We start from the raw sequence: 13,745 nt of genomic DNA on the forward strand, positions 1-13,745 counted from the left end.
GATTCTTAGATTTAAATGTTGATATTTGCAATCAAAAAGCCAATTGACCACCACTGTGATGAATTGTTGCAACTAAGATAACAAATAAAAAGGCAAACAAAGGAAGTTGCCCGTTAAATATTATAAAACATGAATTATCAGGAGACTTTAGACTACCTATACAACAGCGTTCCCATGTTTCAGCAGGTAGGAAGCAGCGCGTACAAAGAGGGACTGGAAAACACCTATGCATTAGATGAATATTTGGGACATCCCCACACAGCATTTCAAAGCATTCACATTGCAGGGACCAACGGAAAAGGTTCCTGCTCACATACATTGGCTGCCATTCTGCAATCGGCCGGATATAGGGTCGGGCTCTACACTTCGCCCCATTTAGTAGATTTCCGAGAGCGTATCCGCATCAATGGCGAGCCCATCCCGCAAGAATACATCATCCGCTTTGTGGAAGACCATCGTCTGTTTTTTGAACCTCTGCATCCTTCATTCTTTGAATTGACCACCTCAATGGCATTCCGATACTTTGCCGATCAACATATAGACGTGGCTGTCATTGAAGTCGGATTGGGAGGGCGACTGGACTGTACCAACATCATCCGTCCGGACTTAAGCATCATCACCAACATCAGTTTCGATCACATGCAGTTTTTAGGTAATACGCTGGCCAAAATTGCAACCGAGAAAGCGGGTATCATCAAAAGGGGCATACCGGTCGTTGTCGGTGAGACGACAGAAGAGACCAAGCCTGTATTTTATCGGAAAGCACAAGAGATGGAGGCACCTGTCACCTTTGCAGAAGAAGAACAACGACTAAAAGGAGCAACTAAATTCAAAACTCGCGCGGATCGAAAACCGGGACAGTATACAGATCATCAGCCGAATACCGCAGCAGAAAAAGATACAGAGTATATTACCGGCTGGATCTATGAAAATGATGCATATCCCGGGTTGGAAGGAGTATTGGGAGGCTCGTACCAACTAAAAAATACAAATACGCTACTGTCGGCTCTCCCTGTTCTGAAAAGCCTGGGTTATAAGATAGAAGATCATGACGTGAGAAACGGATTCCTGCAAGTAGATAAAATGACCGGTTTGCAAGGACGCTGGCAAAAATTGAGTGACTCTCCCACTGTCATTTGCGATACGGGACACAATGTAGCAGGGATTTCTTATATCGTGGAGCAACTGAAACAAATGAAATACAATCGCCTGCACATGGTCATCGGCATGGTGAACGACAAAGACGTAAGTGGAGTATTGTCCATACTTCCTGAAAACGCAGTGTACTATTTCACAAAAGCGAGCGTCAAAAGAGCATTACCGGAGGCTCAGTTACAACAGATCGGAGCTTCTGCCGGACTGCAAGGAAAGGCTTATCCCGATGTTCAGTCTGCCGTAAAGGCCGCACAAGAAAAAAGCCTCCCGGAAGACCTGATCTTCGTAGGAGGCAGTAGCTTTATTGTAGCCGACTTATTATCGTGCCGCGATGCACTCGATCTCGACTAAGGCATCTTTAGGCAAGGCTTTCACGGCAACAGCCGAACGAGCGGGAAATGCACCGTCAAAATAAGTTGCGTATACTCCGTTCATTCCGGCAAACAGAGACATATCCTGGAGGAAAACAGTTGTTTTTACAATGTCTGCCATTGTCAGACCGGCAGCCTCAAGGATATGTTTTATATTCTCGAGTGACTGGCGGGCTTGCGCCTCCACACCATCAGGCATCACACCCGTAGCCGCATCAATAGGAAGCTGACCAGAGACAAATACCATTCCATTAGCTTCAATAGCTTGACTGTAAGGCCCGATAGCTCCCGGTGCCTTCTCACTGCAAATTACTTTTTTCATCTTATTTAATTCATTAATAATTAATATTTATAGCAAAGTTAGTATCCTGAAGATGCTAAAAGCATCCATCAAAAATACTCTTAGGTGAACAAAGATAAGAAAAATATGGAAGAGCTATGCAGTATTTGGCAAACAAACGCATTTATATATATGAATACACAAAAGAACCAGATATAACTTTAACTCAATAAGACCTAAACTTTACAGAACGGAGGAAGTCGCAATGACGCTCTCCATAAAAAGAAAGAGGCTATCGCAATGGCGACAGCCTCTTCTTTTTTAGATTTCGGGGATAGTTTATTTACAATGTTTTTTAATCAGTTCGTCTACATTGGGGTCTCCAAGCTCTTTTGCCTTGGCAAAGCTTGCGCAAGCCGCTTTCTCTTGCTTTAACTGAATCTGGCAGATTCCCAGCAAACGATACCCTTCAGCATATTTCGGATCGATAGCTAATGCGTCTTTCAATACTTTCTCAGCCTCTTCGTAACGGCCTACACGGAGATTTACCACAGCCTGTTCTGCACGATAAGTGAGATCTTCCGGATTAAGTTCGATCGCCTTTGCTATATCATCCAACGCACGCTGGAACTGCTTAGCCTTGAAGGCAGCCTGCTCACGGTAATAATAGAACAGGTCATTGACACTACCTTTCACTGCATTGAAATAGGCATCATAATCTGCCAGTGCCAAACGATACTTCTCTACATTCATATACATCTGGGCACGTTCCAATAGGTAAGGAGCCAAATCGGAAGTTATAGGTGTCTGGCAACGGGCTATACAACTGTCCAACAAAGCAATTACTTCTTCAGGAGCAGCTTTACTCAACTCCTTCGCTTTGGCAGCACTGAAGAAAGAGGCAGGAGATGCCAGTTCGGTCTGATTCACTTTGTCATAGCTGGCAAATGCACCTGCATAATCCTGCTTGGCAAAAAGAATATCTCCTTCCAACTGCTGGTAGACGGGTAAACTCTGAATGGCAATCGCACTCCGTACATTCTCCAAAGCCTTATCATACGTCCAGTCTTTATAAACAGTTTCGGGTTTACTCAATTGATAATTGTATATCAGCTTGGCTATGTTATAATAGGTATCGTCTTTCTTCTGTGCAACCTTCAGCGCATGTTCCAGGTCGGCAGCCGCTTTATCCATGTGGTTTTCATCCTTGTCTGCAAAAACATAGTTTCCGGCACGGCGAAGATAACCGTCGGCACTGTTCGGGAAAGTCTTTATAAAATCGTCAAGGGCGATGGCATAAGCCTCAGGTGTGGATTGTGTTGAAGCAATAAAGAGATAGACCAGAGCCTGATCTTCATCTTCGGGCAACCCCTTCTTTATACCGATAGCATTCAAGGCAGGGTCGCTCAGCGCAAGTGCACTGATATTTTGAGACATGGCGAAAGCCGCACCGGCCGCATAGCTGATAGAGGCAGTATCTTGTCCCGAGGACTTCTGTGCCACTCCAAACACTTTACCGTCCGCCGTAGTGACCGGACAACTGACCATTTTATCTTTCAATACCATGTCCAGCGTATAGTAATGATATTTATCACCACCGATATTATCTACCTTTTTCACTTTACCACGGGTCACGTTACCGCCTTTCTGAGTGGAATAAGGCAATAAATAAACTTCAGCACCCACAGCCGGAGCAAGAGCAGCCACTTGTAAAGCCGGTACTTTCTTCACTGTAATGCCCACACGAAACTTAATGATATCATACATATCATTGGCTCCCAGAATACACTCAACAGGCATCTTTTCACCTTCTGAGTTAATGATAACAGCACGCTGGGCACCTTTAAACAGTGAATAGTCAGACAGAGCCACTCCGTCTTCGGTTACAAAGAATCCGTTACCGGTATTCTGAATTTTGTCGTCTTTATCATACGTAACGATGGAAAAAACCGATCGTTTCGCTTTCTCAACCCACTTAGGGGCTTGTGCTACACTCCATTGTGACAGGAGGCAAAGCACAAATGTGAATAGTATGCTCTTTTTCATGTATTTGAATGTTGTTTCTTTTAATTTGTACGTTGTTTCACGCCTTCATAAATCAGGATACCTGCGGCTACAGATACATTGAGTGATTCAATGCTGCCCAGCATCGGAATCTTGACCCATTCGTCGCATAGTGCAAGATTATCATAGGAAACACCGGTATCCTCAGCCCCCATAATGATACACATCGGGCCGGTATAATCTGCCTTCGTATAATCATAATCTCCTTTTTCGGTAGCAGCCACAATACGGAAGCCGCTATCTTTGAGATATTGCAAGGTTGTTTTCAGATTCTGTTCACGGCAAACCGGCAAAGTGTGCAATGCACCGGCCGAAGTCTTCATCGCATCCGCATTGACCGTAACGCTTCCTTTTGCAGGAATAATGACGGCATCTACTCCGGCACATTCGCAAGTACGGGCTATGGCACCAAAATTACGCACATCCGTAATTCCATCAAGCATGACAAAGAAAGGATTCTTACCTTCTTCGAAAAGGAAAGGCACCAAATCTTCCGTCTTCTGATACGTTACCGAAGAGATGAACGCAACCACCCCCTGATGATTCTTACGGGTGATACGGTTGATACGTTCCACCGGGACACGCTGGACAGGAATCAGCGTACCTTTCAGAGCAGTAAACAGCTCTTTTGACAAGTCACTCTGAATGTCTTTTTTCACCAAAATCTTGTCTATCTCTTTACCAGCCTGAATGGCTTCAATCACGGCACGAACGCCGAAAATCATTTCGCTTTTATCAATCATGTAATTGTCTGCATTTTAGGACATACAACTCGTTATCACTTATTGTACACCACCATATACTTATTTTATTATTTTTCTTTCTTTCAAAGATGGTTCCAGCAACGCCCTCGCATTACTCAGCGCCGCCTCCGTCAGGGTGGCACCACTCAACATGTGAGCCAGTTCCTCTACCCGTTCTTCATCGGTCAAACGACGGATATGACTGTTAGTCTCCGTATCATTATCCCGCTTATACACTTTATAATGGGCACGTCCACGGGCTGCAATCTGCGGCAAATGCGTAATACTGATTACCTGCCGGTTTTGTTCGCCCATCTCTTGCATAATATCCGCCATACGATCTGCTATCTCACCGGATACACCGGTGTCGATCTCGTCGAATACAATTGTGGGAAGTTTCACAGCTCCTGCAATCATAGCCTTAATAGATAACATAACACGAGCTATCTCACCACCCGACGCAACAGAAGACACGCTTTGCAGCGTTCCGTTTTTGTTGGCTGAGAACAAGAAATTAACAGTATCCGCGCCCTGTGGACCCGGTTCTTTTTTCAACCCCATCTCCACTTGAAAGCGGACATTGGGTATTCCCAAAGGAATCAAACGGGCAGCCATCTGTTGCTCCACTTCACGGGCAATCTCTGTACGGGCCTTTGTCAAGACAGCGGCTTGCTTCTTTACCTTATTATATTGTGCATCGCACCGTTCCGTCAGTTTAACGATCCGGTCGTCATACGAAGTAATGGCAGCAAGTCTTGTTGCATATTGCTCCGAAAGAGCAATCAACTCTTCGACGGTCTGCACACGATGTTTTTGTTCTAAAGAGTAGATCAAGTTCAACCGGTCATTTACTTCCTCCAGTCGTAATGGATTAAATTCAATGCCTTCGCCCTGATCTGATATCTCCTGAGCTATATCTTTCAACTCGATGTAAGTGCTCTCCATCCGTTCGGCCAACTCACCGGCAGGTTGATATACTTTCTGCAGACCACTCAAAGCGCCAAGACTTTCTTTCAATACAGGCAGCAGCCCTCCTTCATCTGAAGCAAGAGTTTGCCCCACCCGGTACAGTCCGGCCTTGATGTCTTCGGCGTGTGCCAATGTCTCGGCCTCTTGTTCCAACTCTTCCTGTTCTCCGGCCGTAAGATGCGCCTCCTCCAGTTGTTCCAACTGAAAACGAATATAATCCTCATCCGTCTTACTTTGTTCAGCCAGAACAATCAGTTCATCGAGTTCCTTACAGAGTTTTTTCCAATCCTGATATAAATGATGGTATACATCCAAAGCCTCTTCGTTATGGGAAAGAATATCGAGCACATTAAGCTGGAAGCCCTCCTTATTGAGCAATAGGTTCTGATGTTGAGAGTGTACATCGATCAATTGCTCACCCAGTTCTTTCATTTGTGTGAGCGAAGCAGGTGTATCATTGATAAATGCCCTACTTTTACCGGATGACTGTACTTCACGACGAAGTATGCATTCGGGCTCATACTCTAACTCGTTCTCTTCAAAAAAGGCTTCCATGTGATAGGCCGATATATCGAATCGTGCCTCGATGACACATTTAGAAGCGCCTTGCCGGATAGCTTTCACATCGGCACGTTGTCCGAGTAAAAGTCCGATTGCGCCCAGAATAATGGATTTTCCGGCACCGGTCTCTCCGGTGATTACAGAAAATCCGGTTTCGAAACGAATATCGAGTTTCTCAATCAGAGCATAATTCTGGATGTATAATGAACGTAACATAAATCACATTTCTTTTATCATTCTATCAATAATATCTCTGGCTACTTCCGTCTTCGATTTTAACGGATAATCGGTTCTACCCCTGCAACTAAGAATGCTTATCTTATTGGTATCGTAACGGAATCCCGCACCAGCATCATTCAACGAATTCAGCACAATGAAATCAAAGTTCTTCCGGATCAGCTTTCCCTCGGCATTGCGCTGCTCATCATTCGTTTCAAGAGCAAAACCAATTAACTTCTGTCCCGGAGTTTTTATCTTGCCCAATGCAGCAGCAATATCGTGAGTGGGTTTAAGATGCAGCAACAACTCGTCTCCTTCCCGTTTTATCTTCTTGTCAGCAACAGCGTCCGGAGTAAAATCCGCTACCGCTGCACACAGTATTCCGGCATCGACCAAGGGGTATTGCGCCATGGCTGCTTCATACATGTCCTGAGCGGACTCCACATCAATGCGGGTAATATGTGAATGATATGTTTTCTGTTGTACCGGCCCTGCAATCAGTACCACATCGGCTCCGCGACGGGCACACTCCTCAGCCAAGGCAAACCCCATTTTACCGGAAGAATAATTGCCGATGAAGCGCACCGGATCAATCTTTTCATAAGTCGGTCCGGCCGTGATCAGCACTTTTTTCCCCGCCAGTTCGCCCGTTGATGAAAAGAATTCATCAAGTACCCGGATTATATTCTCCGGTTCTTCCATACGGCCTTTTCCTACCAGATGACTGGCCAATTCACCCGAAGCCGGCTCAATGATATGATTGCCATACGAACGAAGCGTATCCAGGTTCTTTTGAGTACTGGGATGGGCAAACATATCCAGGTCCATAGCCGGAGCAACAAAAACCGGCGCTTTAGCAGAAAGATAAGTCGTAATCAGCATATTATCGGCTATGCCGTTCGCCATTTTTCCGATGGTAGAAGCCGTGGCAGGGGCTATCAACATAGCATCCGCCCACAATCCCAGGTCTACATGGCTATTCCACGTACCGTCACGTTGAGCAAAGAATTCACTGATGACAGGTTTGCCGGTCAACGCAGAGAGAGTTATCGGAGTGATAAATTCTTTTCCGGCGGGAGTAATTACGACTTGTACCTCAGCTCCCTGTTTGATCAGGCCACGTATGATGTAACAAGCTTTATAGGCAGCTATGCTACCGGTAATACCGAGTATAATTTTCTTTCCGTTCAGCATAATTATTTTCCGGTTAACTCACGCAGACGAATCTTGGTCAACATGGCTTTTGTATTCAACGTGAAATCACTGTTCAGAATCCAACTGTAATATCCCGGATCTTTTTTCAGTACTTCACTCACCGACTGTCCTTTGTATTTACCAAAGTTGAAAACCTCTACCCCATTGTCGTCATATACCATACGTCCTGCAAAATCCACATTCTTGTTATAGCTTGAATAATCGGCCAGGAAAGACATATCATTCTGCAACTCTTCCGGATAACGATCGAGTTGAGCCATCAGTACCTCGTACGTGGCACGGGTATCAGCTTCCGCTGTATGCGCATCTTCCAGATTACGGCCACAATAGAACTTATAAGCAGCCGTAAGGGTACGCTGTTCCATCTTATGGAAAATCACCTGTACATCGACAAATTTGCGCTTACTCATATCGATATCCACACCCGCACGCAGAAATTCTTCTGCCAACACGGGAATATCAAAACGGTTGGAATTGAAACCAGCCAGATCACAACCCTCGATATCATTGGCAATACTCTTTGCCACTTCCTTAAAAGTAGGACAATCGGCTACATCAGCATCATAAATACCGTGAACAGCAGATGATTCGGCAGGGATAGGCATTTCGGGATTGATACGGAGAGTTTTCGACTCTTCATTCCCATTGGGATACACTTTAAGATAACAGATTTCTACGATTCGGTCTGAGTTGATATTTGTCCCGGTCGTTTCCAGATCAAAAAAGACGATAGGATTCTTTAGGTTGAGTTTCATTGTTTATACGGTTTTGTTTTAATTCACTACAAAGGACACTGAGGGCACAGAGTTTCAATTCAAAAAAGAATGATGTCCCTGTGATCTTTGTGTCCTCTGTAATGAATCCGATTTTATTTCTGTTCCGCGATTAATCGTTCAGCATCATCGGCATCAGCAACATCAGCAAGTCTTCATTTTCTTCCTGTTCTACCGGGATAATGACACCGGCCCTTGACGGATCAGCCAATTCGATAACCACTTCGTCCGCCGAGATATTATTCAGGATATCGATCAGGAAAGTAGATTTGAAACCGATACTCATGGCTGCACCGGCATATTGGCATACCTGTGTTTCCTCTGCAGAGGTAGAGAAGTCAATATCCTGAGCCGAAACCACGATCTGGTTTTCCTGCATGCGGAGTTTTATAAGGCTGCTTGCCTGCGAAGAAAAAATAGATACACGACGCAAGGCGCCCATCAGTTGCATACGGTCCACCGTAACTTTATGCGGATTATTTTGCGGAATTACTGAATTATAATTAGGATAGCGTCCCTCTATCAGACGGCATACCATACGATAACTTTCAAGCGTGAAGACAGCGTTGCGTTCGTCAAACTCGATCACTACCATACCCGATTCCTTAGGCAAAAGGTTCTTCAACAGAGTCGCCGGTTTTTTGGGTAAAATAAATGCGGCACGTTCGTTTCCGCGCGCAGCCAATGTTTTACAACGCACCAACTTGTGTCCGTCCGAAGCCACCATCGTAATGTCTTCCGTCGTAATGTCAAAGTAGATACCGTTCATCACCGGACGAAGTTCATCATCAGCCGTAGCAAATACCGAACGGTTAATGCCTCCCAGTAGAATCTGTGCTTCCATCTCTACACGAACTGCATTATCGCCAAGTGTAGCCGATTGCGGGAATTCATCGGCATTCTGTCCCATCAGGCTATATTTACCATTCTGGTACTGTACCGTAATTTCATAAGTATCCGGTTTGATATCGAATGTCAACGGTTGTTCCGGTATCTCCTTCAATGCATCGAGCAATGTTTTTGCAGCTACAGCAAATTTTCCGTTAGAATCACTCTCGTTCACCTCAACCGAGGTTACCATTGTAGTTTCACTATCAGAGACAGTCACAGACAGTGTTCCGTCCTCCAACTGAAAGAGAAAACAATCTAAAATAGGCAGTGCATTTTTTGAGTTTATCACACGGCTAACAGCCTGTAAATGGCTGAAAAGTGCAGTACTTGAAACGATAAATTTCATATAATCTGTGATTTTAAATTTTATATTTTTGCAAAGCACAAAGTTACAAAAAAGATCGAGGCAGCACAATAAAAGAGAAGAAAAAACAGGGGAATATTCGTCGGATATCCCTAAAAAATTGTAACTTCGCCGCACAATTTAAAATTATCGCAATGGAATTTACAGGAAAAATTATCGCTATACTCCAGCCCAGAGGTGGAGTTTCTAAAACCAGCGGCAACGAATGGAAAGCCCAGGAGTATGTAATCGAAAATCATGACCAATACCCTAAGAAAATGTGTTTCGACATTTTCGGAGCAGACAAAATAGAACAATTCAACATCCAAATGGGTGAAGAGTTGACCGTGTCATTCGATATCGATGCACGTCAATGGCAGGATCGCTGGTTCAACAGTATCCGCGCATGGAAAGTAGAACGCGTAGGCGCAGGCGCACCCATGGCTCCGGGAGCTCCGGTTCCTCCTCCGGCACCCTCTTCGGCACCCGAATTTATTGCCGGTGACGCAAAAGACGATCTGCCTTTCTAAGCAAACAAGCTTTGGCAAAAGGCATAAAACCCCGAAAGTTCTTCAAGTTCTTTCGGGGTTTTATACCTTTTATGGGGTCAGGAAACGTCATCAGACTCACCTTTGTAAATCAATACCACATTGGGATATACAATTCCGTCCGTACAAGTAAATTGTGCAGAAAGAATAAAGTGGCGGAAAAACTCCTGATTACGAAAGAAAAATGCAGGTATCAGCCTCACATAATTCTCCGGTTGTGAGAAAGTCTCTCCCAAATCAGCAACCATCATAAAGTTGTACGACGGAGAAAGATTGACCACCGCCTCTTCATATCCGGGAGTATCATCCAGAATTTCTTTTTTATCCAGATGACGGAGATATGCGGTAAGGCTTTCCACATCCGGGGCCAGAACCAGTCTTCCCTCGTAGAAGCAAGCGTAAATGTATAAAGCCGACTCTGTTATCCCGGTCAATTGCGTAAACAACGTATTACGAGGCAGTACATAGAGCGTATAAGCCCTTAAAGGAGTTTTACAGAAAGTAGTACGTGGTTTCGGAGGACCGTCTACCTCCTTCGGAGCAGTGCGAAGCATTCCCTGCAACACACGCTCAGCCTGCTGCCCATCCCTCAATGGAATACTCATCACCGCACAAGGATTTGAAAGAGTATCTGTCGAATGAAACAGACAAGTCACAATCTCACCCCCGGCATTCTCTTTAAGATATGCGAGCAACTCCCCATCCCGATCTCTGATATAGTCGGAATAAGTCGATGTCGTATACTCCTGCCTGGCAGTGAAATCAAGCATAGCCTGCATATCGGTTACCGACCGTTTATTGAAGAAAAAAGTAGAAGCCGGCAGGATATCTCCCGGGAAATCCTCCACCGGTTGTTGTTGGCGCAACACATTCATAAATGTCAGACAAGTATCCGTATCATGGCTGACACCGGAGAAATAAATGGCATCTCCATTCATTTTCATATCAAATTCGGTCCATCCGCCCAACTGTGTACACGAACGAATCCCGTCGGTAGCCTTTCCCATACTCAACGGTTGCATACGGGCATAAATAGTAGCTGCCACACGGGCACGTTTATCCTCGTGTACTTTGGCAAACGAGGCATCGGTCAGCAAAGATTTCTTGGACAAACGGGCATCGATCACTTGCTCAATCAGTTTTTTCTGATAACTCACAACCAGAAAGTCGGAAGTGAAATAACAAGCCAGGAAACTGTCATCCGGCATCGGATAAATACGAATCTCTTCCCCTTTATAGTCAAACAGCTTTGACGGGAAACTACTCGAACAGTATTTACGTATAAACTTTTCCACCAACTCGTAATCGCCGTTTCCCAAGCTGCAATACAACACCTGGTTGCGATCATTGTCGGGTTCATGGAAACTCAACAACACTTTATTCATCTGCTTGCTCAACCCGTGCGGCGTATCTTCCAACAACGTATACAGATGGAGCTTCAGATAAGAAAATAATTTGGAAACATAAAGAAAATGTCGGTCTTTACTGCAACTCAACTCATTGATCCCCTGTATCATTCCGGCAAGATCATCCGTCTCGAGGACTACAGTGGCCGAACCCGGAACAAGCGTGTAGAGATTAAAATCCTTGCGTCCTTCCGCCGCCGACAACCTGAAGAAAGAAAACATGGCAAAGCCTGTACACAGCAGTACAACAGACGAGATTACGGCTATTTTCACTATCGTACGGAGTTTCATGGCATTCGTTGTTTATCGGCTCAGTGCAAAAATAATAATTTCTCCAAATAAAACAAAATATACTTAAAGAAAGAATTATAAAGCATCAATCACTAACATTCTAATTCAAGCCCGTCGAATGCAAAATGCACATGCGGAGGAAGTTGCTTCTCTACATCTGCCTGAAGTCCGATATGGTGACTCATGTGAATCAGCCAGGTTTCCTTCGCTCCGATGCGTTTCACAGCCTCCAATGCTTCAGACAGGCTCTGATGGGTGTTGTGTGGCGCTATGCGCAATGCATTCATCACCAGCACCTCTATTCCTTGCAACTGCTCAAACGATTCATCGGGCATGGTCAGCATATCTGTTATATATCCAAGCTTTCCGATCCGATATCCCAAAATGGGCAGTTTGCCATGCATTACCCTTAAGGGTAACACTTCGGTATGATTAACAAGAAAAGGGCGATTGGGTTCAATCTCACGCAAAGGAATATTCGGAACTCCCGGATAGGAATGCTCCACAAAGCAATAGGGCATCCGGCTGCGCAAACGTTCGGCTGTATAAGTTTCGGCATAGATGGGCACTTCCCCGAAACGGCAGAAAGGGCGAAGATCATCCAACCCTCCCACATGATCATAATGTTCATGCGAAATCAACACAGCATCGATCTTTCCAAACGGAACGCGCAACATCTGTTCCCTAAAATCCGGACCGCAATCCAGCAGTATAGTAGCGTCGTCAGTATACACCAATGCTGAGGTGCGAAGACGGCAATCTCTCGGATCTTTTGAAGTACAAACCGCACAAGTACATCCTATTTCGGGCACTCCGGTAGAAGTCCCGCTACCAAGTATTCTTATTTTCATTTCTTTCAATTATCAATCTGTCATTCCTGAGAGCCGGCATGCCCTGCAGCCCCATCGTAATCAGATAAAATTCACTTCCGGATGAATGTCTATGCCAAACTTCGCACGGACCGAAGCACGCACGGCATCGGACAATGCGATGACATCCGCTCCTTTTGCGCCTCCGCGATTCACCAGCACCAACGCTTGTTTATCGTGTACCGCCGCAGGGCCTAATGCTTTACCCTTCCAGCCACACTGATCAATCATCCATCCGGCCGGAATCTTCACCCGGTCAGTATCGATCTCGTAAAAAGGCATTTGAGGATATTCTGCCTGTAAGGCTTCGAACTGCTCACGACCCACAATCGGATTCATAAAGAAACTTCCCGCATTCCCCATTACCCGGGGATCAGGCAACTTCTCTTCACGGATAGCGATAATCACCCGGCGCACCACATCCAATGTCACTCCGGGATACTTCTCCAGCTCCCGGCGGATAGTACCGTAATCTAATGTATAATGTTCCCTCTTGCTCAGCCTGAAACTGACATAGGTAACAAAAACGCTCTTATTCTCAGGGCGCTTGAAGATGCTGTCCCGGTAAGAATATCCACACTCCGTTACATCATAAACATGCTCTTTCCCTTCAATGTTCAGGGTTTCCACCCGGACAATCAGATCTTTAACTTCAACCCCGTAGGCCCCGATGTTCTGCACCGCACTGGCTCCCACCTCTCCGGGGATCAGTGAAAGATTCTCCACGCCGTACCAATGCCGTTGCACGCAATAGTCCACGAAGTCGTCCCAGACCACACCTGCCCCCACACGCACAACAATATCGTCATCCGTTTCGGCCACAATCTCTACGCCCCCGATGCGTGAATGCAGGATAGTACCTTCGTAGTCTTTAGTAAACAGCAAGTTGCTCCCCCCTCCGATATGCAGATAAGGAGAGGTAACCCGTCCGGACCCGATCAACCCGCGTAATTCATCCACCGAAGCATACTCCAGGAAACAAGCCGCAGACACATCGATACCAAAAGTGTTATGTGATAAAAGAGAGTATTTCTGTTCCATAATCCT

12 protein-coding genes are annotated in these 13,745 nt (G+C 45.3%); 2 read left to right on the top strand and 10 right to left on the bottom strand.

All coding sequences use genetic code 11. From position 1 onward, the window contains the following. Positions 1 to 129 precede the first annotated feature (129 nt). Positions 130 to 1,506: a bifunctional folylpolyglutamate synthase/dihydrofolate synthase gene (locus BSHG_RS04370; RefSeq protein WP_008660856.1), complete on the top strand. Its 1,377-nt coding sequence runs from the start codon at positions 130 to 132 to the stop codon at positions 1,504 to 1,506. Here the strand turns inward: BSHG_RS04370 and BSHG_RS04365 are convergent. The 7 genes from BSHG_RS04365 to dnaN form a co-directional block, all read right to left on the bottom strand. Then, positions 1,474 to 1,848, bottom strand: a complete 375-nt coding sequence (locus BSHG_RS04365) for a RidA family protein (RefSeq protein WP_005788735.1) — start codon at positions 1,846 to 1,848, stop codon at positions 1,474 to 1,476. The genes BSHG_RS04370 and BSHG_RS04365 overlap by 33 nt on opposite strands. 297 nt (positions 1,849 to 2,145) lie before the next feature. Next, positions 2,146 to 3,852 (bottom strand): tetratricopeptide repeat-containing serine protease family protein, encoded by a 1,707-nt coding sequence (locus BSHG_RS04360; RefSeq protein ID WP_005788738.1) that lies wholly within the window; start codon positions 3,850 to 3,852, stop codon positions 2,146 to 2,148. A gap of 20 nt (positions 3,853 to 3,872) precedes the next feature. Beyond that, positions 3,873 to 4,613, bottom strand: a complete 741-nt coding sequence (gene rlmB, locus BSHG_RS04355) for a 23S rRNA (guanosine(2251)-2'-O)-methyltransferase RlmB (RefSeq protein WP_005788741.1) — start codon at positions 4,611 to 4,613, stop codon at positions 3,873 to 3,875. Between the two features lie 60 nt (positions 4,614 to 4,673). Next, entirely contained in the window at positions 4,674 to 6,359 is a 1,686-nt protein-coding gene (recN, locus tag BSHG_RS04350; protein WP_008660862.1) for a DNA repair protein RecN, read from the bottom strand. A gap of 3 nt (positions 6,360 to 6,362) precedes the next feature. After that, a complete protein-coding gene (gene coaBC, locus BSHG_RS04345; protein WP_005788745.1) occupies positions 6,363 to 7,556 on the bottom strand; it encodes a bifunctional phosphopantothenoylcysteine decarboxylase/phosphopantothenate--cysteine ligase CoaBC in 1,194 nt (397 codons plus the stop codon). Between the two features lie 2 nt (positions 7,557 to 7,558). Beyond that, positions 7,559 to 8,332 carry a 3'-5' exonuclease gene (locus tag BSHG_RS04340; protein ID WP_005788747.1) on the bottom strand — a complete coding sequence of 258 codons (774 nt, stop codon included), beginning with the start codon at positions 8,330 to 8,332 and terminating at the stop codon, positions 7,559 to 7,561. Positions 8,333 to 8,462: 130 nt separating this feature from the next. After that, positions 8,463 to 9,587, bottom strand: a complete 1,125-nt coding sequence (gene dnaN / locus BSHG_RS04335; protein ID WP_005788748.1) for a DNA polymerase III subunit beta — start codon at positions 9,585 to 9,587, stop codon at positions 8,463 to 8,465. Between the two features lie 152 nt (positions 9,588 to 9,739). Here dnaN and BSHG_RS04330 point away from each other — a divergent pair, with 152 nt between their 5' ends. Next, positions 9,740 to 10,114, top strand: coding sequence for a DUF3127 domain-containing protein (locus BSHG_RS04330; protein ID WP_005788752.1), 375 nt, complete (start codon positions 9,740 to 9,742; stop codon positions 10,112 to 10,114). Positions 10,115 to 10,191: 77 nt separating this feature from the next. Here the strand turns inward: BSHG_RS04330 and BSHG_RS04325 are convergent, their stop codons facing one another. From BSHG_RS04325 to murB, 3 genes are all read right to left on the bottom strand, one after another. Then, positions 10,192 to 11,829 (bottom strand): DUF3352 domain-containing protein, encoded by a 1,638-nt coding sequence (locus BSHG_RS04325; RefSeq protein WP_008660867.1) that lies wholly within the window; start codon positions 11,827 to 11,829, stop codon positions 10,192 to 10,194. 92 nt (positions 11,830 to 11,921) lie between these two features. After that, a complete protein-coding gene (locus BSHG_RS04320) occupies positions 11,922 to 12,680 on the bottom strand; it encodes an MBL fold metallo-hydrolase (RefSeq protein ID WP_005788758.1) in 759 nt (252 codons plus the stop codon). 60 nt (positions 12,681 to 12,740) lie between these two features. Further along, complete coding sequence (gene murB / locus BSHG_RS04315) at positions 12,741 to 13,739, bottom strand: UDP-N-acetylmuramate dehydrogenase (RefSeq protein ID WP_008660869.1); 999 nt, start codon at positions 13,737 to 13,739, stop codon at positions 12,741 to 12,743. Between the last annotated feature and the right edge of the window lie 6 nt (positions 13,740 to 13,745).

The organism is Bacteroides sp. 3_2_5, assembly GCF_000159855.2.
Lineage (GTDB): Bacteria > Bacteroidota > Bacteroidia > Bacteroidales > Bacteroidaceae > Bacteroides > Bacteroides fragilis.

Excerpts from the sequence above, each read along its gene's own strand:
- BSHG_RS04370 (WP_008660856.1), top strand. The coding sequence starts at position 130 with ATGAATTATCAGGAGACTTTAGACTACCTATACAACAGCGTTCCCATG.
- BSHG_RS04365 (WP_005788735.1), bottom strand. The coding sequence starts at position 1,848 with ATGAAAAAAGTAATTTGCAGTGAGAAGGCACCGGGAGCTATCGGGCCT.
- BSHG_RS04360 (WP_005788738.1), bottom strand. The coding sequence starts at position 3,852 with ATGAAAAAGAGCATACTATTCACATTTGTGCTTTGCCTCCTGTCACAA.
- rlmB (WP_005788741.1), bottom strand. The coding sequence starts at position 4,613 with ATGATTGATAAAAGCGAAATGATTTTCGGCGTTCGTGCCGTGATTGAA.
- recN (WP_008660862.1), bottom strand. The coding sequence starts at position 6,359 with ATGTTACGTTCATTATACATCCAGAATTATGCTCTGATTGAGAAACTC.
- coaBC (WP_005788745.1), bottom strand. The coding sequence starts at position 7,556 with ATGCTGAACGGAAAGAAAATTATACTCGGTATTACCGGTAGCATAGCT.
- BSHG_RS04340 (WP_005788747.1), bottom strand. The coding sequence starts at position 8,332 with ATGAAACTCAACCTAAAGAATCCTATCGTCTTTTTTGATCTGGAAACG.
- dnaN (WP_005788748.1), bottom strand. The coding sequence starts at position 9,587 with ATGAAATTTATCGTTTCAAGTACTGCACTTTTCAGCCATTTACAGGCT.
- BSHG_RS04330 (WP_005788752.1), top strand. The coding sequence starts at position 9,740 with ATGGAATTTACAGGAAAAATTATCGCTATACTCCAGCCCAGAGGTGGA.
- BSHG_RS04325 (WP_008660867.1), bottom strand. The coding sequence starts at position 11,829 with ATGAAACTCCGTACGATAGTGAAAATAGCCGTAATCTCGTCTGTTGTA.
- BSHG_RS04320 (WP_005788758.1), bottom strand. The coding sequence starts at position 12,680 with ATGAAAATAAGAATACTTGGTAGCGGGACTTCTACCGGAGTGCCCGAA.
- murB (WP_008660869.1), bottom strand. The coding sequence starts at position 13,739 with ATGGAACAGAAATACTCTCTTTTATCACATAACACTTTTGGTATCGAT.